The sequence below is a fragment of the Bacillus sp. 16GRE42 genome (assembly GCF_019837435.1).
In the GTDB taxonomy this organism is placed as follows: Bacteria; Bacillota; Bacilli; order Bacillales; family Bacillaceae_G; genus Bacillus_A; species Bacillus_A wiedmannii.
On record NZ_JADAXF010000006.1, the window covers coordinates 121,691 to 143,358 of the forward strand.

At 34.5% G+C, this 21,668-nt stretch carries 18 protein-coding genes; 7 read left to right on the forward strand and 11 right to left on the reverse strand.

Features of this window, described 5'->3' with window-relative positions; all coding sequences use genetic code 11:
- The first annotated feature begins 261 nt into the window (after positions 1 to 261).
- On the forward strand, positions 262 to 1,611 hold the full coding sequence (locus tag ILS93_RS24845; protein WP_048562865.1) for a peptide MFS transporter: 1,350 nt from the start codon (positions 262 to 264) through the stop codon (positions 1,609 to 1,611).
- Between the two features lie 43 nt (positions 1,612 to 1,654).
- Here ILS93_RS24845 and ILS93_RS24850 read toward each other — a convergent pair whose 3' ends face one another.
- Both ILS93_RS24850 and ILS93_RS24855 read right to left on the reverse strand, forming a co-directional pair.
- Positions 1,655 to 1,834, reverse strand: a complete 180-nt coding sequence (locus ILS93_RS24850) for an acid-soluble spore protein H (RefSeq protein WP_000382688.1) — start codon at positions 1,832 to 1,834, stop codon at positions 1,655 to 1,657.
- 191 nt (positions 1,835 to 2,025) lie between these two features.
- Complete coding sequence (locus ILS93_RS24855) at positions 2,026 to 2,313, reverse strand: ArsR/SmtB family transcription factor (protein ID WP_000081429.1); 288 nt, start codon at positions 2,311 to 2,313, stop codon at positions 2,026 to 2,028.
- 825 nt (positions 2,314 to 3,138) lie between these two features.
- Between ILS93_RS24855 and ILS93_RS24860 the strand changes: the two genes are divergently transcribed.
- The gene (locus tag ILS93_RS24860; RefSeq protein WP_098110854.1) at positions 3,139 to 4,758 is read left to right on the forward strand and encodes an L-lactate permease; all 1,620 of its coding nucleotides are present in this window, start codon (positions 3,139 to 3,141) and stop codon (positions 4,756 to 4,758) included.
- 40 nt (positions 4,759 to 4,798) lie between these two features.
- Here the strand turns inward: ILS93_RS24860 and aspA are convergent, their stop codons facing one another.
- The 3 genes from aspA to gloA2 form a co-directional block, all read right to left on the reverse strand.
- The gene (gene aspA, locus ILS93_RS24865) at positions 4,799 to 6,232 is read right to left on the reverse strand and encodes an aspartate ammonia-lyase (RefSeq protein ID WP_222661573.1); all 1,434 of its coding nucleotides are present in this window, start codon (positions 6,230 to 6,232) and stop codon (positions 4,799 to 4,801) included.
- A gap of 172 nt (positions 6,233 to 6,404) precedes the next feature.
- The gene (locus ILS93_RS24870) at positions 6,405 to 7,703 is read right to left on the reverse strand and encodes a hemolysin family protein (RefSeq protein ID WP_064477113.1); all 1,299 of its coding nucleotides are present in this window, start codon (positions 7,701 to 7,703) and stop codon (positions 6,405 to 6,407) included.
- A 107-nt stretch (positions 7,704 to 7,810) separates the two neighbouring features.
- Positions 7,811 to 8,197, reverse strand: a complete 387-nt coding sequence (gene gloA2, locus ILS93_RS24875; RefSeq protein ID WP_064477114.1) for an SMU1112c/YaeR family gloxylase I-like metalloprotein — start codon at positions 8,195 to 8,197, stop codon at positions 7,811 to 7,813.
- Between the two features lie 91 nt (positions 8,198 to 8,288).
- On the opposite strand from gloA2, the gene ILS93_RS24880 reads away from it, so the two are divergent.
- The 3 genes from ILS93_RS24880 (at position 8,289) to ILS93_RS24890 (ending at position 12,166) form a co-directional block, all read left to right on the forward strand.
- Complete coding sequence (locus ILS93_RS24880; protein ID WP_064477115.1) at positions 8,289 to 9,467, forward strand: NupC/NupG family nucleoside CNT transporter; 1,179 nt, start codon at positions 8,289 to 8,291, stop codon at positions 9,465 to 9,467.
- Between the two features lie 185 nt (positions 9,468 to 9,652).
- Positions 9,653 to 10,669, forward strand: a complete 1,017-nt coding sequence (locus ILS93_RS24885; RefSeq protein ID WP_304362739.1) for an LCP family protein — start codon at positions 9,653 to 9,655, stop codon at positions 10,667 to 10,669.
- A 234-nt stretch (positions 10,670 to 10,903) separates the two neighbouring features.
- Positions 10,904 to 12,166 (forward strand): VanW family protein, encoded by a 1,263-nt coding sequence (locus tag ILS93_RS24890; protein WP_098103379.1) that lies wholly within the window; start codon positions 10,904 to 10,906, stop codon positions 12,164 to 12,166.
- 39 nt (positions 12,167 to 12,205) lie between these two features.
- Here ILS93_RS24890 and ILS93_RS24895 read toward each other — a convergent pair whose 3' ends face one another.
- Together ILS93_RS24895 and ILS93_RS24900 are read right to left on the reverse strand one after the other, a co-directional pair.
- Positions 12,206 to 12,478, reverse strand: a complete 273-nt coding sequence (locus ILS93_RS24895; protein WP_000288799.1) for a hypothetical protein — start codon at positions 12,476 to 12,478, stop codon at positions 12,206 to 12,208.
- A 15-nt stretch (positions 12,479 to 12,493) separates the two neighbouring features.
- Positions 12,494 to 13,012: an RNase A-like domain-containing lipoprotein gene (locus ILS93_RS24900; RefSeq protein ID WP_064477118.1), complete on the reverse strand. Its 519-nt coding sequence runs from the start codon at positions 13,010 to 13,012 to the stop codon at positions 12,494 to 12,496.
- Positions 13,013 to 13,411: 399 nt separating this feature from the next.
- Here ILS93_RS24900 and ILS93_RS24905 point away from each other — a divergent pair, with 399 nt between their 5' ends.
- Complete coding sequence (locus ILS93_RS24905; protein WP_064477119.1) at positions 13,412 to 13,960, forward strand: TVP38/TMEM64 family protein; 549 nt, start codon at positions 13,412 to 13,414, stop codon at positions 13,958 to 13,960.
- 63 nt (positions 13,961 to 14,023) lie between these two features.
- Here the strand turns inward: ILS93_RS24905 and ILS93_RS24910 are convergent, their stop codons facing one another.
- The 3 genes from ILS93_RS24910 to ILS93_RS24920 form a co-directional block, all read right to left on the reverse strand.
- On the reverse strand, positions 14,024 to 15,724 hold the full coding sequence (locus ILS93_RS24910) for a M4 family metallopeptidase (protein ID WP_064477120.1): 1,701 nt from the start codon (positions 15,722 to 15,724) through the stop codon (positions 14,024 to 14,026).
- A gap of 176 nt (positions 15,725 to 15,900) precedes the next feature.
- On the reverse strand, positions 15,901 to 16,155 hold the full coding sequence (locus ILS93_RS24915; protein WP_064477121.1) for a Phr family secreted Rap phosphatase inhibitor: 255 nt from the start codon (positions 16,153 to 16,155) through the stop codon (positions 15,901 to 15,903).
- On the reverse strand, positions 16,152 to 17,426 hold the full coding sequence (locus tag ILS93_RS24920; protein ID WP_064477122.1) for a helix-turn-helix domain-containing protein: 1,275 nt from the start codon (positions 17,424 to 17,426) through the stop codon (positions 16,152 to 16,154). Before ILS93_RS24920 ends, ILS93_RS24915 begins: the two co-directional genes overlap by 4 nt.
- Positions 17,427 to 17,624: 198 nt before the next feature.
- On the opposite strand from ILS93_RS24920, the gene ILS93_RS24925 reads away from it, so the two are divergent.
- Positions 17,625 to 19,088 (forward strand): nicotinate phosphoribosyltransferase, encoded by a 1,464-nt coding sequence (locus ILS93_RS24925; protein ID WP_064477123.1) that lies wholly within the window; start codon positions 17,625 to 17,627, stop codon positions 19,086 to 19,088.
- A gap of 202 nt (positions 19,089 to 19,290) precedes the next feature.
- Here the strand turns inward: ILS93_RS24925 and ILS93_RS24930 are convergent, their stop codons facing one another.
- Positions 19,291 to 21,657 (reverse strand): heavy metal translocating P-type ATPase, encoded by a 2,367-nt coding sequence (locus ILS93_RS24930; RefSeq protein ID WP_064477124.1) that lies wholly within the window; start codon positions 21,655 to 21,657, stop codon positions 19,291 to 19,293.
- Positions 21,658 to 21,668: the final 11 nt, after the last annotated feature.

Below are 21,668 nucleotides of genomic sequence, written 5' to 3' on the forward strand. Positions count from 1 at the left end.
TATTTTCTCTATATCAGAATAAATATTTTAATCTAAATTTTCTGATTAATCACTATTTTATTTTCTTTTAGAATTCAATTATTACATTTGAAAACGCTTATCATCTCGTTTTCAGGGCAAAATACAGTAACGGTCGAAGAAAAATAGAACTTTTTCAGAAATTTTCTTTCTATTTCCATATAATTCTATTGACTTCTAAATATTTTGTGAATTAAAATAATTACATAAATATCCGTTATACAGAATTAGGGGGAAACAAACATGGATGCAGCTTTAAAATTAGACAAAGCTGGAGAGCAACAATCACCAAAAAAACATCCACCAGGATTATATTTGTTGTTCTTTACAGAGGCATGGGAAAGATTTAGTTATTACGGAATGCGTGGCTTATTAGTTCTTTATTTAACAACGAGCTTAGTAAGCGGCGGTTTAGGATTTGATAAAGCAGTTGCTGTACAAATATACGGTATTTTCACAATGTTAGTATACTTCACACCAATTATCGGTGGTTGGTTAACTGACCACTTCATTACGAAACGCCATGCCATTACTATTGGTGGTATCATTATGGCAATTGGTAACTTTGTACTATTTTCAATGAACACTAAAACTGGACTATTTTTAGGATTAGGATTATTAGTTATTGGTAACGGATTCTTCAAACCAAATATTTCGACTTTATTAGGTCAATTATATAGCGAAAACGATTCTCGTCGTGATAGTGCCTTCACTATCTTCTACATGGGAATTAACTTAGGGGCTCTTATCGCTCCATTCATTTGCGGTTACTTCGCAGATTATAGATACGGTTTCTTAACAGCTTGTATCGGTATGATCATTGGACAGCTTGCTTTTAATTTCTTAGCACCTCGTTACTTAGGATCTATCGGAACAACTGTTGTCGGTAAACAATCTAAAGAAAAAAATGCAAAAGCAATTGAGAAAAAACCTTTAACAACACAAGAGAAAAAGCGTACAACTGCGATTTTAATTTTAACTTGTTTCGTTGTATTCTTCTGGGCAGGATTTGAACAAGCTGGTAGTTCTTTAACACTTTACACAGATAAGTTCGTGGATCGTACAATTGGTGGATTTACAATTCCAACACCTTGGTTCCAATCTGTAAACCCACTATTCATTATCTTACTAGCATTACCGGTTTCTGCATTATGGATTAAACTTTCAAAAACGAAAAATGGTGACTTAAAAATCCCAACAAAAATGGCATTTGGTATGATTTTACTAGGGATTGGATATTTAGTACTAACTTTAGCTGTATTAAAAACTGGTAGCGATGAAGGTAACATTGCAATGAAAGCAAACTTACTATTCATTGTATTCACTTACATGTTCCATACAATCGGTGAATTATTCTTATCACCAATCGGACTTTCTATGGTAAGTGCAATCGCTCCTGTTAAATTAGCATCATTATTAATGGGTGTATGGTTAGCTGGTACTGGCTTCGCAAACTTATTAGCAGGACAATTAGCTGCTTTCACTCAATCTTTAGGATATTTAGAAGTATTCGCAAGCATCGGTGTTATCGTAATCGTGCTAGGATTAGTACTTCTTATGTTCTCTAAGAAAATTGCACATATGATGGAATAAGAAATAAAAAGACGCTTCTAAACCTTTAGAAGCGTCTTTTCTATTACTTCTCCTCTAAAGCCGTCACGTTCACGTGAACGCTTTCTCCAGGATTAGATACATCATATACTTGAGCAACTCCACTCTGCTCGTCACAGCTCTCAATCCATACTGGTACGCCCTCATATGTAACGTCAATGCTACTTGAAGAAGATAAGATTTGTTTCACACGTTTTACATCCATACTACTATTCCTCCTTTTCCTTACTACACTCCCTTCTATCTTTTCTTTTCCCTTTAGAATATATTCCATATAACAACATGTTAATTGATAGCCTTTTCTTCCTTACATGCTAACATTTACTCTCATATCACCTTTCTGACAAATAAAAAAAGACGTAGATCCCATACGTCTTTTTCCATAATATTCAAATTTTAAGAAAATAATGTTTTTACAACTTCACTTACTTTATCATTATGAATTTGATAATACACTTCTAGTCCTCGTCTTTCAAAGCGCACTACTTTATTTTGTTTTAATTTCGTTAAATGTTGCGAAACCGTTGATTGTGGAATTTCTAACACTTCCTGTAATTGTGTTACGTTACAAGTTCCACGTTGCATTAGTTCCATTACTAGGCGTAAACGTAACGGATGCGCTAACGCTCTTAACATTTGTACATCTTCTTCTGAAATACGACATTCGAATTGATTTTGGCTCATAAAGTTCCCCTCATTTTCGTTTTTATTTTCTTTTTATTTATTTATATATCTGTTCTTATATTTCCTGTTACGACATAACTTTATCAACCTATAAAGCTGAAAATTTTTTCCACCTTTATCAGGAAAGAATTCAGGAAAAATTCCTTGCTGATTTTGAATATTATACTATATGATATAATGAAAAAGCAAAAGTAAGGGCTATGAATACTTTGCTTACAAACGTTGTTTTATCAGGCTTTTTGTTATATTTTCACCTCACTGCAACGTACAGTAATGATATTGTAAAATATCGTCTATAATTGATAACCTTTCGTAACGTATTTGGGTTATATTTAACCTCTTTGTTATGCTAAAAGGAATTTTCAGTAAAAAGAGATACTGTAACATTAAAAATTAACTTATTTCTTTTTAAATTCGTATTCAATAGCTTGAACTGTGATGAAATACTTCCTAATTAAATGCATTTGCTTTCTCTACCTTACTAGATCAACTCGGGCGAGCATGTTACCACCTATCAAAGCTTAAGTATTCCAACACCCTATATACTTGATGTAAAGACGTCATCTAACATATAAAATTAATGATATACGAACAAATAAAACAATATAGAAATAACTTCAAAAAGCAAACTCAAATCTATTGGAGTTTGCTTTTTGTCTACTTTATGAACAAAGCATTTCTTTTAATACTATTATGGAATAATTATACTTTTTTACGTTGACAATAGTGTTGAAGGAGAATATACTAAGCATGTAAGTTGATTGTGAATTGTTTCACAAATAATGTGAATTTCTTCACATAAAATAGATAGGAGTTGTCATTATTATGAGTACTTGGACACAAATTTATGACCCATTAAACAATATTTGGTTATCTGCACTAATCGCAGCACTTCCAATTTTTTGCTTCATCATTTGTTTAATGGGACTGAAAATGAAAAGTTACATGGCTGGTCTTTACAGTGTGATTGTCGCTATTATTCTTGCTATATTCGTTTATAAAATGCCAGCAACCGTAGCTGTAGCATCTGCCGGATTCGGTGTTTTATCTGGATTTTATCCAATTTGTACTATCGTTATCGCAGCAATTTTCCTTTACAAATTAACTGTTAAAACAGAGCAATTCAACATCATTCGTGATAGTATTTCAAGCATTACAAATGATCAACGTTTACAAGTATTATTAATCGCTTATTCTTTCGGTGCTTTCTTAGAAGGCGCAGCTGGTCTAGGGGTTCCAGTTGCTATTACAGCTGCATTACTTGTAGGTATGGGCTTTAATCCATTAAAAGCAGCGGGTATTTGTTTAGTAGCTAACATCGCTGGTGGTGCTATGGGTGCCATGGGTATCCCAGTTACAGTACCAGCACAATTAACTGAGCTAGACGCATTAACTATCGGTCGTCAAACTGTTCTTATTTTACCATTCATTAGTATTGTTTTACCTTTCTTACTTGTTTCAATGGTTGATGGAATTAAAGGTATTAAAGAAACTTGGCAAGGTATTCTTGTAAGTGGTTTTTCTTTCGCTATTACTCAGTTCCTTGTGACTTACTTCTTAGGTGCAGAACTTACTAATATTTTCGCAGCCGTTGTAAGTATGGTTTCTCTAGCATTATTCTTACGTGTTTGGCAACCAAAATCTTCTACTAAAGAAGAAAAACAAGAAAAACAAGAATCTCATACATTCAATCAAATTTTATATGCTTGGTCTCCATTCGTATTCTTAACTGCATTCGTAACAATCTTTAATTTAAAACCAATTAAAGCTTTATTTGCTCCAGATGGTGCACTAGCAAACTTAGTATTTAACATTCAGTTCCCTGGTCTTCATAATGCTGTTATGAAAACTACACCAATTACAAAAGCTGATACACCTTTCGCAGCTGTTTTCAAGTTCGATGTATTCTCTTCTACAACTACTGCAATCGTATTGGCAATTATCGTTTCACTTATCGTGTACCGCGTAAAAGGTAAAATGGTTAAAGAATTAGTAGTAGAAACAATGAAAGAACTAAAAGCTCCAGTATATACAATCTGTAGCGTTATCGCTTTAGCTTACGTAGAGAACTACTCTGGTATGTCATCTACACTTGGACTTGCATTCTCTTCTACTGGTAATGCATTCCCAGTTCTTTCTCCAATCTTAGGATGGATTGGCGTATTCATTACAGGATCAGTAGTATCAAGTGGTTCATTATTCGCACCGCTTCAAGCAGTAACTGCAGATCAATTAAACATCGTTCCTTCTACACTTGTTGCATTAAACGTAGTAGGTGGTACAATGGCAAAAATGGTTTCACCACAATCTGTGGCAGTTGCTTGTGCAGCAGTTGGACTAGTTGGTAAAGAATCTGCCCTATTTAAAACAGCAATGAAATACAGTTTAATCTTCCTAGCTATTATTAGCTTACTTCAATTAAACTCTGTATTTAATATCTTTTAAAAATAAAACACCGATCCAAATGGATCGGTGTTTTTTCACATTACATCTTCTTATTCTTTAATAAAGAAGCTCCAGCAATTTCAGGATGCGTCATTTCGAATGGATCTAAAATAATATCCAATTCTTCTTCTGTCAGTACACCATGTTCTAAACATAACTCCCTAACAGATTTTCCTGTTTCAATTGCTTCACGTGCAATACGAGATGCTGCTTCATAACCAATATGAGGATTAACTGCTGTAATAATTCCAACACTTTTCTCAACATATTGCTTCAGCAATTCTTCATTTGCTGTAATTCCTTTAATACAATATTCAATGAATACACGGAATCCGTTATTCATAATACTAATAGATTGAATTAAATTAAATACGAGTACAGGCTCCATTACGTTTAACTCTAATTGGCCTGCTTCTGATGCTAAGCAAATTGTATGATCATTACCAATTACTTGGAAAGCAACTTGATTAATTACTTCTGCCATAACAGGATTTACTTTACCTGGCATAATAGATGAACCTGGTTGACGAGCTGGTAATTGAATTTCTGCCAATCCAACACGTGGACCAGATGCCATAATACGAAGGTCATTCGCAATTTTAGACATATTCATCATACATACTTTTAATGCCGCAGATACTTCTGTATATGCATCTGTGTTTTGCGTTGCATCAACTAAATGCTCTGCACCAACAAGTGGGAATCCGCTAAATGTTCGTAAATGTTTAACTACTTGTTCAATGTACGTAGGGTTTGCATTTAATCCCGTACCAACAGCTGTCGCCCCCATGTTCACTTCATATAAATGTTGGCGAGACTGTTTAATTCTTTTTATATCACGTTCAAGCACTCGGCTATACGCTTCAAATTCTTGTCCAAGACGAATCGGAACAGCATCTTGTAAATGTGTACGCCCCATTTTAATGACGTGGTCGAACTCTTTTGCTTTTGCACGGAAAGCAGCATGAAGTTCTTCCATTGTAATAAGAAGTTCTTCTAACATCATAAGAGTTGCAATATGAATTCCCGTTGGAAACGCATCATTCGTTGATTGAGCCATGTTTACATGCGTGTTTGGGCTAATTTTCGCATACTCGCCTTTTTCATATCCCATACGTTCTAACGCTCGATTAGCAATTACTTCATTTGTATTCATATTAATAGAAGTTCCAGCACCGCCTTGGATTGGATCCACGATAAATTGATCATGGAATTTTCCATCAACAATTTCTTGCGCTGCTTCTGCAATTTCATGTCCAATGTCTTTAGCTAAGTAACCAGTATCCATATTTGCAAGTGCCGCCGCTTTTTTCACAATTGCCATTGCCGTAATGAGTGACGGATGAATACGATATCCTGTAATCGGGAAGTTTTCTACAGCACGTAATGTTTGTACCCCATAATAAGCTATACTCGGTACTTCCTTTTCGCCTAAAAAATCTTTTTCTATACGTATATCCTTCGTTGCTATCATTTTCATCACCTATACTTTTCATTCTAAATCCTTATCTAAAAAATCCGCCCTCTAAAAATACGAGTATCATTTAGAAGAATTTTTCAGTATCCACCTTCACTATATAGCACCTTTTTTGAAAGCGCAAACATTTATTTTTCTATATATATCTTTTATAAAAATTTATAGAAAATCATTCTTCTACCTTCTTTATTTCCACTCGTTTAATTTGATGCATATCCTTTTCAAGAACTTTAAAAGAAAAGCCGTGTTTTTCAATATTATCTCCTTCAGCAACGATTTGCTTTTGTACCATAATCCAGCCACCGATTGTATCTACATCATCAGCGATTAAGTGTATGCCAAATAAATCATTCACTTCACTAATAAGCACTTTTCCCTCTACGATTTTACACCCTTCACTTATATGCTCTATAGGCGGGTGTTCATCTTCATCGTATTCATCTCGGATTTCTCCAACAATTTCTTCTAAAATATCTTCTAGTGTAACGATTCCCGCTGTACCACCATATTCATCATATAATACAGCTAATGGAATTCGTTTTCTTTGCATTTGTAATAGCAAATCATGAATAGGGATATTTTCTAACACTTCAATAACTGGCCTTGTATATGGCGTAATCGAGCACCCCTCGGCTCGATTACCATCCATATAACGAATAAATAAATCCTTTACATTCACCATCCCGATAATTTCATCTTTATCTTCACCAAATACGGGATATCTCGTGTACTTTTCTTGTGCGATTATTTTAATATGTGTTTCAAATGGTTCGTCCTCATATAAACCTACAACTTCCGTACGAGGTACCATAATTTCCTTTGCTACTCTATTATCAAATTCAAAAATATTATTTACATATTTAAATTCCCTTTGATTAATCTCTCCGCTCTCATAACTCTCGGATAAGATTAATCGTAATTCTTCCTCCGAATGAGCAACTTCATGTTCAGAAGCCGGATGTAATCCGAATAACCCTGTCACAAGCCTTGCAGAACCATTTAAAGCCCAAATAAACGGATACATTACTCGGTAAAAGTAAATAATTGGCTTCGATAATAATAAGCTAACTTGCTCTGCCCTTTGTATAGCGAGCGTCTTCGGAGCAAGTTCACCAATGACAACATGTAAAAACGTAATAACTGCAAAGGCAATAATAAATGAAACTGTACTTGCAATTGCAGGAGATAGGTGTAGTTTTAAAAACAATGGCTCGAGTAAATGTTTTATAGTCGGCTCGCCTAACCACCCAAGTCCTAAAGCAGTAATTGTAATACCTAACTGACATGCTGATAAATACTCATCTAAATTCGAAGTTACTTTTTTTGCTGCTAATGCTCCTCGTCGTTTCTCACTAACGAGTTGATCAATACGACTGCTACGCACCTTAATAATTGCAAACTCAACAGCCACAAAAAATGCTGTTAACGCAATAAGGATGGCTACCATCAATAATTTTAAAATATCCACATATGTCCTTTAGCTTTCTTAGCTAAAGTTACACCTCCTTTAAAAAAGAAGTTTCACTTTAGTTTCTTCATTTATTTGAAAGCAACCCTATATAAAATTCACCAATTTCAAGCCTCATACAATTCTAAAGGCAAGCCATCAGGATCTTGGAAAAAGACAAATTTTTTATCCGTAATTTCATCCATACGTATCGCTTCAGTCTCCACACCGCATTGTTTTAAATGGTTTACAGCTTCTTCTATATTTGTAACAGCAAATGCTAAATGTCTAAGTCCAGCTGCTTCTGGAAAACTTGGGCGCTCAGGTGGACTAGGAAATGAAAATAATTCAATTTGATACTCTTCCCCTACACATAAATCTAACTTATAAGAATCTCGTTCTTTTCTATATACTTCATTTATCGCTTTAAAACCTAATATCCGAGTATAAAAATCCTTTGACAGTTCATAATTCGAACAAATAATTGCAACGTGGTGCACTCTACATATTTTCATGCTCTCTCTATTCCTTTCTTTACCAAAGATGCATATTCTCCCTTGAAATGAAAAACATATATAGCAGAATATCTCTTTTAGGGGGCTTACTATGAAATTTATTACTTTTTTCGTGGGACTTATCGTTGTTTTCTTCCTTGCTTATATTGCTAGCAACAATAAGAAACATATTAAATTTAAACCAATTTTCATCATGCTTATTATACAGTTGATTTTAACCTATTTATTATTAAATACAGAAATCGGCCTCATACTTATTCGGGTCATTTCCAGTCTGTTTACAAAGCTACTCGAGTATGCTGCTAATGGTATAAACTTTGTATTTGGCGGTCTTGCAAATAAAGGTGAAATGTCATTTTTCCTTACTGTATTATTACCAATTGTCTTCATTTCCGTCTTAATTGGTATACTACAACATTTCAAAATACTACCATTTTTTATTCATTGGATCGGTTACTTCCTTAGCAAAATAAATGGTCTTGGGAAATTAGAATCTTACAACGCTATCGCCTCTGCCATTGTCGGCCAATCAGAAGTTTTTATTACAGTTAAAAAGCAATTAGCTCAAATTCCAAAACACCGTCTTTATACACTTTGTGCTTCTGCCATGTCAACCGTATCTATGTCTATCGTAGGTGCCTATATGACAATGATCGAGCCTAAATATGTAGTAACCGCACTCGTTCTCAATTTATTTAGTGGTTTTATTATCGTACTCATCATCAATCCTTACGACGTTAAAGATGACGAAGATATTTTAGAAATTAAAGGCGAAAAGCAAAGCTTTTTTGAAATGCTTGGAGAATACATTCTAGATGGCTTTCGCGTAGCCATCGTTGTCGGCGCTATGCTCATCGGATTCGTCGCATTAATTAGCTGCATTAATGACCTATTCCTCATTATATTCGGTATTACTTTCCAGCAATTAATCGGCTACGTATTTGCACCTGTTGCATTCCTTATCGGTGTACCAAGTTCTGAAATTGTCACAGCTGGTAGCATTATGGCAACGAAGCTTGTAACGAATGAATTTGTAGCAATGATGGACCTTAGTAAAATTTCTAATAGCCTTTCTCCCCGTACAGTGGGAATCATTTCTGTTTTTCTCGTTTCTTTTGCCAACTTTTCTTCTATCGGCATTATTTCAGGTGCAGTAAAAGGATTAAACGAAGAACAAGGAAACGTCGTTGCCAGATTTGGCCTTAAATTACTATATGGAGCTACCCTCGTTAGCATTTTATCTGCAATTATCGTAAGCATTATGTTGTAATTAGGTAAAATTTTATCATTTTCTTATCCCTATCTTTTGTATACAATAACGAATAGATGTCTTATAAATAATCAAGACATCTATTTTTTATACATGTACAATCGCTTTTTTTTAGCGTACAATATTTTTTATGTGTTTGAATGTGCTTCTAGATGTATACACTTTGATAGCTTTAAAGGAGAAAAATGATGAAATCCGATATGAACAAAGACACCCGAGCCAAAAAAGGACACTCAAAGAAAAAACGCCTACTCTGGTTCCTTCTTATTCCATTACTGATTATAGCACTTGGAACAGGAGGTTACTCCTTCCATATATACAGTAAAGCAAAGTCTGTATTAAGTAATGCCTATTCCGAACTGGGCCGCGGGGATAAATCCAGCAAACGTGAAAAAGCCGTGAAACCTATGACTGACAACATTTCCGTACTTATTATGGGTGTTGATGAAAGTGATATTAGGGACAAGAATTACGGAAAAGCAACTCGTACGGATGCGCTATTACTTGCAACAATTAATAAAAACGATAAATCTGTTAAACTTGTCAGCATTCCACGTGACTCACGTGTCTACATTAAATCACGTGATAAATACGATAAAATTACACATGCGCACGTATTCGGTGGTGTGGATAGCACAATTGATACCGTGGAGAAATTTTTAGATGTTCCAGTTGATTACTATGTAAAATTCAACTTTAAATCATTTATCAAAATTGTCGATTCTCTTGGTGGTATTACTGTCGATGTTCCGGTTGAGTTTACAGAACAAAATAGTAAAGACGAAGCAGATGCTATTCATCTGAAAAAAGGACGTCAACATTTAAATGGAGAAGAGGCATTAGCATTAGCTAGAACTCGTCATATCGACAGTGATTATATGCGCGGTCAACGACAACAGCTTGTTTTAGAAGCTATTGCTGCAAAAGCACTTTCTCTTAATTCTATTAATAAAATCGGTGGCCTATTAGACGCTGTCGATAAAGACCTAAAAACAAATTTAACTTTTGATGACATGATGACAATTGCCAAAAATTCAATGGATTCCAACTTAAAAATGGACAAACTGCAAGTAGAAGGTACTGATAAATATATAGGTGGTATTTATTATTACGTTCCAAATGAAACAAGCGTCAATAATATTTCGACAACACTACAAGAACACCTCGGTGTTACGAATAAAAATGAACATAAAAAATTATAATAAAAAGGCTGCTAGATCTTTCTAGTCAGCCTTTTTATTATAATTTTCAACATATTTCTCGTGCATATTGTGACAAAAAGAGACAATTATTACAACAGTGTAACGTTTTTTATAAAAACATTACACACATAGTGGAAATAATAGTATACTAGTACGTACATAATGTTATTTTCATCATTTTTATACAAAAAATGTAATACATATATTTATACAAAAATTTCTGGGGGGAAATACATGAAGCTAAGTAAAATACTGATTGGTTCTGCAATTACTGGAGGCATATTACTTTGTGTAGGCGGTGTTGGTGGATATCAATATGTATCCAAACTAAATAATCAATTAGATACTACTGCATTACCAAATACTACATTTGAAGGTATTTCTCTCGATGGAAAAAATAAAAAAGATATTCAAGCAATTATTAATCAAAAGGTAACTGAATTAGACCAAAAATCTCTTACCTACATATTCCAAAATGATAAACAAACGTACACATGGAAAGATTTAGGGATAAATTATAAGGAAAAAGATATTATTGACAAAATCTTTAAAGAACAAGAAGGAAACGCAATGAATCGTTACCAAATGCGGAAGCAGGCCGAAAACGGTGAATTAAAACGTGACTATAAATTAACAGCTCAATTAAATACAACTGCTTATGAAAGCTTTATGAAGGATAAATATAATGACACATTAAAAAATCCTGTTAATGCAGAATTAAGTGTTGAAGGCTCTACAGTACATATTAGCCAAAGTCAAAATGGAGAAAAAATTGATAAAGGAAAATTAACTGATTTAACGCAGCAGGCCATTACTTCTGGCTCATCGGACGTTACATTACCAGTTACACTCTTAAAACCTGAGCGTTCTACAGAAGATATACAAAAAATGGGGATTAAAGAAGTAATTGCTGAATATTCAACTCCAATGGCTGGTCGGAATGGAAACCAGTCCTATAACGTAAATAAGTCAGCTAATACTTTAAGTGGAGTTATTGTCGCACCTGATGAAACGTTTAGTTTTAATGGCCGCGTTGGAGTAACGGATGCTGCCCATGGTTATAAATCCGCAGCAGTATTTTCACAAGGTAAAGTTATACAAAGTGCAGGCGGAGGCGTTTGCCAAGTTAGTAGCACTTTGTATAGCGCAGCTTTAAGAGCAGATTTAGGAATTGTTTCTCGAAGCAATCATTCTATGCCCGTAAATTATTTACCACTTGGGCAAGATGCAGCAGTGGCAGATTATGGTCCGGATTTAAAATTTAAAAACAATACAGGCAATCATATTTATATTCAAGCATTTTCAAATGGCGGTAGTATTACTACTCGCATTTTTGGTACAAATACTGGTAAAAATGTTGAAGTTTCTTCTCAAGTAGTTAGTAGAACTGGTGATAAAATAACAGCGGTTACGTATAAAAAGGTAACACAAAACGGTGAAGTAGTATCAAATGGACAAATTTCAAAAAGCGTATATAAAAGTGCCCCAACACAATGAGACACCATCAAATTGGCAAACAAAAAAGGCGTGATCTATTCACGCCTTTTTCTTTTGCAATAATAGTAAAAAAGCTTCAAGATGGTCTTTCGTTTCTTCTAAAGACCACATGCGATTTCCTTGCTTCGCAGCTAATACGCACGCCTCTTCCCAAGCGTTCTTTTTCTTCATATATAATAATTCATCGCGTAATTTCAAAACAATTTCTTCATCTTCTTGCTCTATAAACTCTTCCATCACGCCTACTATTTCATCCTCATGGATACTTAGCGTACAATACGATTTGAGAAAATATTGTAATGTCGTATACATATTTACTCCCCCTTCTTATTTATCAGATGGATAAGAAGTAATGATCTTATATCCTAAATCTCCTGACTTATCTCTCGCCAAAACAGTAACAGTTTTTACTAACTTGTCTTTTACATTCATATTTTTCTTTATTACCGTTTTTCCAACTGGGAATGAATGAGTTGTATTTAATACGAGACGAGCCTCTTTAGAATTTTTTAACCAATCTTGAATTTCCTTATCATGCTGCTTCAAACTATCTTTTACAGCTTTCGTCGCTGTTTCCTTATCATAGTATGTACTTGCCGCTGATACTTTATCTGTCTTCAAGCGATTCTTCAAATCCTCTTCTGATTTTCCTACATGTCTTTCAATCGTATGACCATTTTTAGGTGGCCCTTCCATTTCATCTAAAATATTATCACTAATTTTTTCTACTGATGTCGATTGATTCCCTGTTTGTTTCTCTGTTTTTTGTTCTTTTCCTGCACATCCACTTAAGATCAGCATTAATGCCAATAAACTACTCAAGAGAAGACTACTTATTCGTTTCATCATATCACCTCTTCCATGATTATTATCGCAACTTCACTAAAAGTCAATTTCACAACGAAAAAACATATACATTTTTAAAATTCCTCATCAATTTTGCCATATTACCACCCTAATTTCATCAAACCACTATTTTGGAACTTCTCCGAAATATACCCCTATATTTTACCGATTATTTCCCGACTTAAAACACCACTTAAAAAACCGAGAAAATCCTGTAAATACAGGGTTTGTTTAGTGTTTTCCAAACCAGAAAAATATACCCCTCATTTTATATACCTAATACCTATATAAGGTATATAAACAGTGTTTTATCAACAGTTTCCTACATTATGTAAATTTGCACTTGCCTACACAATAGAAATATGGTGTAATGCAAAAAAAGATAAAGGATTTTAAACAATGGCTGCAACAATTCAAAACTTCTTAACAGACTATTATTCAATCGCAATTCCACTTAGTATCTTAATTAACATCATCATCAGTCTTTTAGGTTTTATCCCTAGTATTTTTTTGACCGCTATTAACATACAGCTCTTTGGTGTAACAAACGGAACCATTATTTCGATCGCAGGTGAGGCATTAGGGGCTATTATCTCGTTTTATATTTATCGTATAGGCCTTCAGAAATTCACTCACAACAAAGTAAATAAGTATCCAAAGGTAGAACGCCTACTTTATGTAGAAGGTAGAGAGGCCTTTCTACTCGTTCTATCGTTTCGATTCATACCTTTCATCCCATCAAGTATCGTTACCTTATTTGCCGCTCTAGGCAAAATGTCACTACTCTCTTTCAGTATTGCCAGCACAATAGGGAAAATACCTGCCTTATTGATTGAAGTATATTCTGCCTACCACGTCATAAATGGAACGAATGAAGCAAAGTGGATTGTAACAATCGCAGGGTGTGTTGGATTGTTTTATTTGTGGAAAAAATGGAGAAAAAAATAAAGAAGGAGCATAGGCTCCTTCTTTATTTTTGAAGTATTTTATTAATAATACTCTCTTAAACCCTTAGTTTACACCAACAGCACTAAATGATTGCTTCACTGCTGCTACTTCCGCAGAAGTCGCACCATATAAATCAGCTGCAGCTTGTACTGCACCAGCACGAGCTTGGCTAAATGTAGTAGATTGCGTGAAATATTGTGTGTTTGCACGGTAATAAATTGCACCTAACTTATCTTTACCAATACCAGTTACAGTTACACCAGAATGCGTACCGCCATTTGCTAATAAATAAGCTTGTTTGTTAATGATACCACTGTTCGTATGAACTCCACCGTTATCACTTGAACCAGTGTAACGCTTAGAATAATGGTCTGGGTCACCATATTTCGCCGGATCACTCATAGAACGAAGCGAATCTCCTGCTTTACCAGGCGTATAAATATCTTCACCAATCTCCCAATCTGGGTTTCGGTTATCATAGAATTCTACTAAAGTACCAAAAATATCAGAAATTGCTTCATTTAGCGCTCCTGATTCATTTTGATAAATTAAATCTGAGCTGTTTTCCGTAACAGCATGCGTTAATTCGTGACCAATTACATCAATTCCACCAGATAATGAAGTAAACGTTACACCATCTCCATCTCCGTATACCATTTGTGAGCCATTCCAGAACGCATTATTATACTTACTTCCGTAATGAACTGTCGATTTTAACGGAGCTCCTGCATCATTAATAGAGTTTCTATTAAATGTAGCTTTATAATAATCATATGTTCTACCTGCATAGTAATGAGCATCTACTGCCGCTGCATCATACGCTGCATTGAAAACATTATCTGCATCTGCCCATAATGTTCCTGGTAATGTTGAACGATTTTTCGCATCATATGTAAAAATCGTTGCTCCGCGCGTATTATCTTGCAAGTAGTAAGATGATCCAGATAACGTTGTATTAAGCGACTTTGTATCTCCTAATACCCCTTTACCAGTTCCCACTTTATTTGTCCCTGTTACAGGCTTTACAACCGCCTTCGCTTCTTGTTTAGGAGCTTCTTGCTTAACTGGTGACTTATCTTCATTTGCTACATGATCAAGTTTATTATATTTATTTAACACTTTACCGCTGTCTGCTTCAATGAAATAATAGTAGTTTCCTGGATTTGGATCTAAGAAGTTTAGATTTACAACGTATGCATATGTTGTTTCTTCACCATTTTGATATACATATAAGTCCGCTTTTGGTTCTACCTCATATTTCGGTGTTACACCTAAATCTTGCTGCGCGATTTCAATTGCTTTTGCGCCTTCAATCTTATTTTTATTTTTCAGCTTTTCCTTTTTGTCTAAATCAGGCGCAACTGTTCCAGACAATACTTTTAAAGAACCATCTTTACTTACGTGAGCTACTTGCGTAGATCCCCATACAGGTACTCCTTCGTATACTTGTTGCATACGTACTACTGTTGAATCAGTTACAGCATCTTTCTTCACTTGTTTCACTTTGAAAGAATCTTGCGCACTCTTTTCCCCTAACTTGTAATCACCTTTTGCCGCGTTTAAGTAATCAAACACAACAGATTCTGCTTTCTTACCAGTTGCTCCAGTTAAATCACCAGAAATAAACTCCGGTGACTGTACTGTCTCATTGTACTTCTTCGTAGAGAGCACATTTTTAGAATCTGCAAACGCAGAGCCTGTCCCTCCAAACGTTGTAACTGCCATTCCTGCCGCTAACACTAACGCTAAACTTTTCTTTTTCATGAACCTTCCCCCTAATAAAAATTTTTTTTGAAAAAGAGTAGTTTTATCGTAGCACTATGTTTCCACTATTAATATACTAAAAATTCAAATAATTTTTTTCTCAAGTTTTGTAGGATTTTGGAGAACAAATATTGAAAAACCCCTTTCCGATTGGAAAGGGGTTTTTCAATATTTTCTTAACCATAAATATCTGGATTAGAATAATTTATGAAACTTTTTTCTGAAAAATTAAAGCCATAAATATCCGGATTAGAATATTGTATATTCTCCTCTTTTACAGACTTCAATCCATAAATATCTGGATTAGAGTAATTTACTGATCCTTCTTTTAAGGATTTTACTCCATATATGTCTGGATTAGAATAATTAACTCCTAAAGAAAGAATCGCTACTATTCCCAATCCTACTACACCATATATACGTTTTTTCAATTCAATTCCTCCCTTTCTTCCAAAACTTTAATAACTTCTTTATAATATTTATTGCTTTCCTCGTACTTAAATTCATTCTCTAAGTACATTGCTAATTCTAAATAGGCATTTTTTAATTCTTTCATACTACCCACACTCTTAAAGAATGGAATAGCCTCATTCTCTAAAAATCTCTTAAACTCTTGGGATTCCCCAAAATATTTATACTTAAATATACAGAATGAATAAATCATTTTATTATATTTTTCATCACTACGTGAACACTCAATCCCTTTTTCTATCCATTTCTGTGCTTCTTCATAACATTTAAGATGAATAGATTGTTTAGCCAAACCATAAATTGTTTCAATATAATTCATATTGACAGTCTGCTGTAATTGGAAACTTTGAAGAAAATAGTTTTTTGATTTATCATGCTCATTCTTATAATGGTATAATTCTCCCATATTATTTAAAGTCATAGCTTTAATCATGTCTTTTTCCGCAAAAGAATCCACTTCTCTTAATATACTTTCATAAATCTTTAGAGCTTCTTCATACTGTGCTTTTTCCACATAACTTAAAGCAATAATCGTTTGACAATTTATTACATAACGGAATTTGTATTCGTTACGGAACCCTTCCATGGCAATGTTAGCAAAGTGCATGGCTAAATGTGGTATATTTAGGTGACTATACGCAAGGCTCAAGTTATAATATATACCAGTTTCATAATACCCTTGCTCTTTAGCCATTTCTTCCGTTTCAATTAAATACTTCAAACTTTCCTTATGCTTATATTGCAGACTAAGTAACAATGCCTTACTGTACGTATACAACATCTTCTGAAAAGGTGAATATTTCTTGTAAACTTTTTTCAATCTTTCCAACTCTTCTTCAACAGCAAGAAAATCTCGTTTCATAATTAAATAACGCGTATAAAGCAGTTTATAATAATTTATAATTTCAAAATCCAAAACATGCTTCATTTCACCTTGCAACTCTTCATATATGCGCTCTACTTGTGGCTTGTCCAAATGAACTAGTGCATTCAACCATTCATCTAGCTTCCCCTTCACATCTTCTTCTACATCTCTCAAATCCGTCACGGCAATTTCTAACCTTGTGCAGAGCAATTGTAGAATTTCTTCTGATGCCTCGATCTTTCCATTTTCGATTTTACTTAAGTATGAGACAGAACAAATGCCCTGACATAATTCTTCTTGTGTCATTTTTTGCTGTAGCCGTTTATAAAAGACTTGTTTGCCTATTTTTTCTAATGTTTGTTGCATTGTCCTCCTCCATTCTCATTACCCCATTACTCTAATAATACATAAAATCTTGAGAAATATAAATTGATAAATGTTAATTTTCTAAAAAATATGCATTATTTCATTTTTTTCCCTCTTGACTATACTTTCATATCCATTCTTTGCTACGAGCGGTGAAAAATTGATATACTATAACCAAATTATGGAGGTGTTTTCGCGATGACTTATTATAAAGACGATAGCTATGCCTTACATACAGATTTATATCAAATTAATATGGCTTATACATATTGGAAAGATGGTATTCATAATCGCCGCTCGGTGTTTGATTTATATTTTCGAAAACTTCCATTCGAGAACGGTTATGCTGTTTTTGCTGGCCTTGAAAAGATTGTAGAGTACATAGAAAACTTCAGCTTTACCGAAAGCGATATCGCTTATTTAGCAGAATTACAATTTGAAGAAGAATTCCTTCATTATTTACAAAATATGAAATTCACTGGGACGGTTCGAAGTATGCAAGAAGGTGAAGTTGTATTTAATAACGAGCCTTTATTACGTGTTGATGCACCGCTCGGTGAAGCACAAATTATTGAAACTGCCCTGTTAAACATTGTGAATTACCAAACATTAATTGCAACAAAAGCTGCTCGTATGAAGCATGCTGCAAATAATGATGAACTTTTAGAATTTGGTACAAGACGAGCCCACGAGTTTGATGCAGCTCTTTGGGGCACACGTGCTGCCTTTATTGGTGGATTTTCGTCTACGAGTAACGTTCGTGCTGGAAAACGCTTCGGGATACCTGTAGCCGGCACACACGCTCACTCTTTCGTTCAAGCGTATCGCGATGAATATGTCGCGTTTAAGAAATACGCTGAAACCCATAAAAAATGTGTCTTTCTCGTTGATACATACGATACTTTAAAATCAGGTGTTCCAAATGCAATTCGCGTCGCGAAAGAGTTTGGAGATCGTATCGATTTTTACGGCATTCGCCTTGATAGTGGTGATATGGCCTATTTATCTAAAAAGGCCAGAAAACTACTAGACGAAGCTGGGTTTACACATACAAAAATTATTGCTTCTAGCGATTTAGATGAATACACAATTATGCATTTGAAATCTCAAGGAGCAAAAATTGATGTATGGGGTGTTGGAACAAAATTAATTACATCCTTTGAGCAACCGGCATTAGGGGCTGTTTATAAACTAGTGGCGATTGAAGATACGGATGGAAAGTTAAATGATACAATTAAAATTTCATCTAACCCTGAAAAAATTACGACTCCAGGACTGAAACGAATTTATCGCATTATCAATCGAGTTAATGATCATGCAGAAGGCGATTATATTGCATTAGATTCTGAAGAACCTGGAAAAGAAGAACGTTTAAAAATGTTTCATCCTGTTCACACGTATATAAGTAAATTTGTAACAAACTTTGAAGCTCGCGAACTGCATAAAGACATTTTCGTTAACGGCGAAAGAACATATGAACTACCAGGTATATTAGATATTCAAAAATATAATGAACAGAGTCTCGCACTATTTTGGGAAGAGTATATGCGAACTTTAAATCCCGAAGAGTACCCTGTCGATTTAAGTCAAGAATGTTGGGATCATAAAATGAATTACATTCAAACTGTTCGAGAACAAGTTGAAAAAAATATACAAAAATAAAACAGAGAAGCTTCTCCTTCTCTGTTTTTTCAATACGATATGTATCTTTGTGAAAAATATATTAAAATAGTACGACAAATATTTTTTATTTGTAAATTTAAATATTACGTTATTCATTTATAAAATAATATTTGTTATTATTTTATTGAGTCAATTTCAACAAAATAACCTAAAAAAGAGGACGCAAGTTGCGTCCTCTTTTTTATAAATCTTTCACTCGTAGTACACGCATTGCATTTAACACTGCAAGTAGTGTCACACCGACATCTGAGAAGACAGCTTCCCACATTGTTGCAATACCAAAAGCACCCAGTAATAAAACTAATCCTTTTACCCCTAATGCAAAGATGATATTTTGCCATACAATGCGTCGTGTACGTTTTGCGATGTTTAAGGCTGTTGCAATTTTTGAAGGCTCATCAGTCATAATAACGATGTCTGCTGCCTCAATCGCTGCATCTGATCCTAAACCACCCATCGCAATACCAACATCTGCTCTTGCTAATACCGGTGTATCATTAATACCATCACCAACGAAAGCAACTTTTTCTTTTCCGCTCTTCGCCGCATCAATTTTTTCAATCTCTTCTACTTTTTGTTGCGGTAATAGTTCTGCGTGGACTTCATCTAAACCTAATTCCCTACCGACAGCTTCACCAACTGCTTTTGCATCACCAGTTAACATGACTGTCTTCTTAATACCTAGTTCTTTTAATTTTTGAATTGCTTGTTTTGAATCTTCTTTTACCTCATCAGAGATAACGATATAACCTGCATATTCCCCATCTACGGCAACGTGAACTAATGTACCTACCGTTTCTGGTTGCTTAAATGTAATGTTTTCTTTTCTCATTAATTTAGCATTACCTGCAAAAATTTCTTTTCCTTGTACTTTTACGAATGTACCATGACCAGAAATTTCGTTATACTCATCGATTATTTTTTCATCAATTGATTTTCCATATGCTTTTCGAATCGATTGTGCAATTGGATGATTAGAATACACTTCAGCAAATGCTGCATACTCTAATAATTCTTCATTTTTAATGCCTTCGCTTGGTTCCATTTTTGTAACTTTGAAGACACCTTTTGTTAATGTTCCCGTTTTATCAAAAACAATATATTTCACATCATTTAAAGCTTCTAAATAGTTACTTCCTTTTATTAACACACCACTTTTAGATGCACCACCAATTCCTCCAAAGAATCCAAGAGGAATTGATACAACTAACGCACATGGACAAGAGATTACTAAGAACACTAAAGCTCTATAAATCCATTCTGAGAATGTAGCTCCTTCTAAAATAAGTGGTGGAATAAACGCCATAATCGCTGCTGTAATAACTACAACTGGAGTATAGTAACGCGCGAACTTCGTAATAAAGTTTTCTGTTGGCGCTTTTTTACTGCTTGCATTTTGAACTAAATCTAAAATTTTTGATACAGTTGATTCACCAAATTCTTTTGTAACTTCAATTGTTAATACACCATTTTGGTTCACAAAACCACTTAATACATCATTTCCAACTTCGACTTCACGTGGTACAGATTCACCAGTCAATGCTGAAGTATCTACCATTGATGTTCCTTCAACTACTTTTCCGTCTAATGGTACTTTCTCACCAGGCTTCACGATAATATAATCGCCGATTTGTACATCTTCTGGTGATACTTGTTTCGTTTCATTTCCAACCTTCACATTCGCATAATCAGGACGGATATCCATTAATGAAGTAATTGACTTTCGGGAGCGATTGACCGCAATACTTTGGAATAGTTCCCCTACTTGATAGAATAACATTACCGCAACAGCTTCTGAATATTGTTGAATCGCAAAAGCTCCTAGTGTTGCAATTGCCATTAAGAAGTTCTCATCGAACACTTGGCCGCGAGTTATGTTTCTTACCGCTCTCCAAACGATATCTCCGCCTATTAATAAATACGCAAGGACGAATAACGGAATTGTTATCATTTGTGGTAAGCCAGCTAATGCAGCAATTGCTGTCAAAATTCCGCCGACCACTAATCGTCCTACCATCTTTTTCACATTTGCTTCACCATGGTCGTGACTATGTCCGTGGTCATGACCACCTTTTTCTTCACGAACAACTTTCACATCTGGTTCTAACTTTTGCACGACATTCGTTATATTCGCTACAGTCGCTTCTAATTCTCTTTTATTCGCTACTTCAACTCTTAATTTCTTCGATACGAAATCAACAGTTGCTGCTGAAACAGCCGGCATTTCCTTCACTTTATTTTCAATCTTCATCGCACAATTCGCGCAATCTAAACCTTCTAATATAAATACTTCTTTTGCAACTTTATTTTTTTGTTCTTCTTGTACTTTAATATGCGGTTCTAATTTTGTAACGAGTTGTTTTGCTTCTGTAACAACTTCACTTTCTTTATTTTGTGCTGTTTCTAAAACCATTGTTTTTGTGGCGAAATTTACAGAGCAAAAATTTACTCCTTCTATATTCCCAACGCCTTTTTCAATTTTCATTGCACAGTTCGCACAATCTAAACCTTCTAACACCAGTTTCTTTTTCACTAATGCTTCAGCCATCGTTCTCCCTC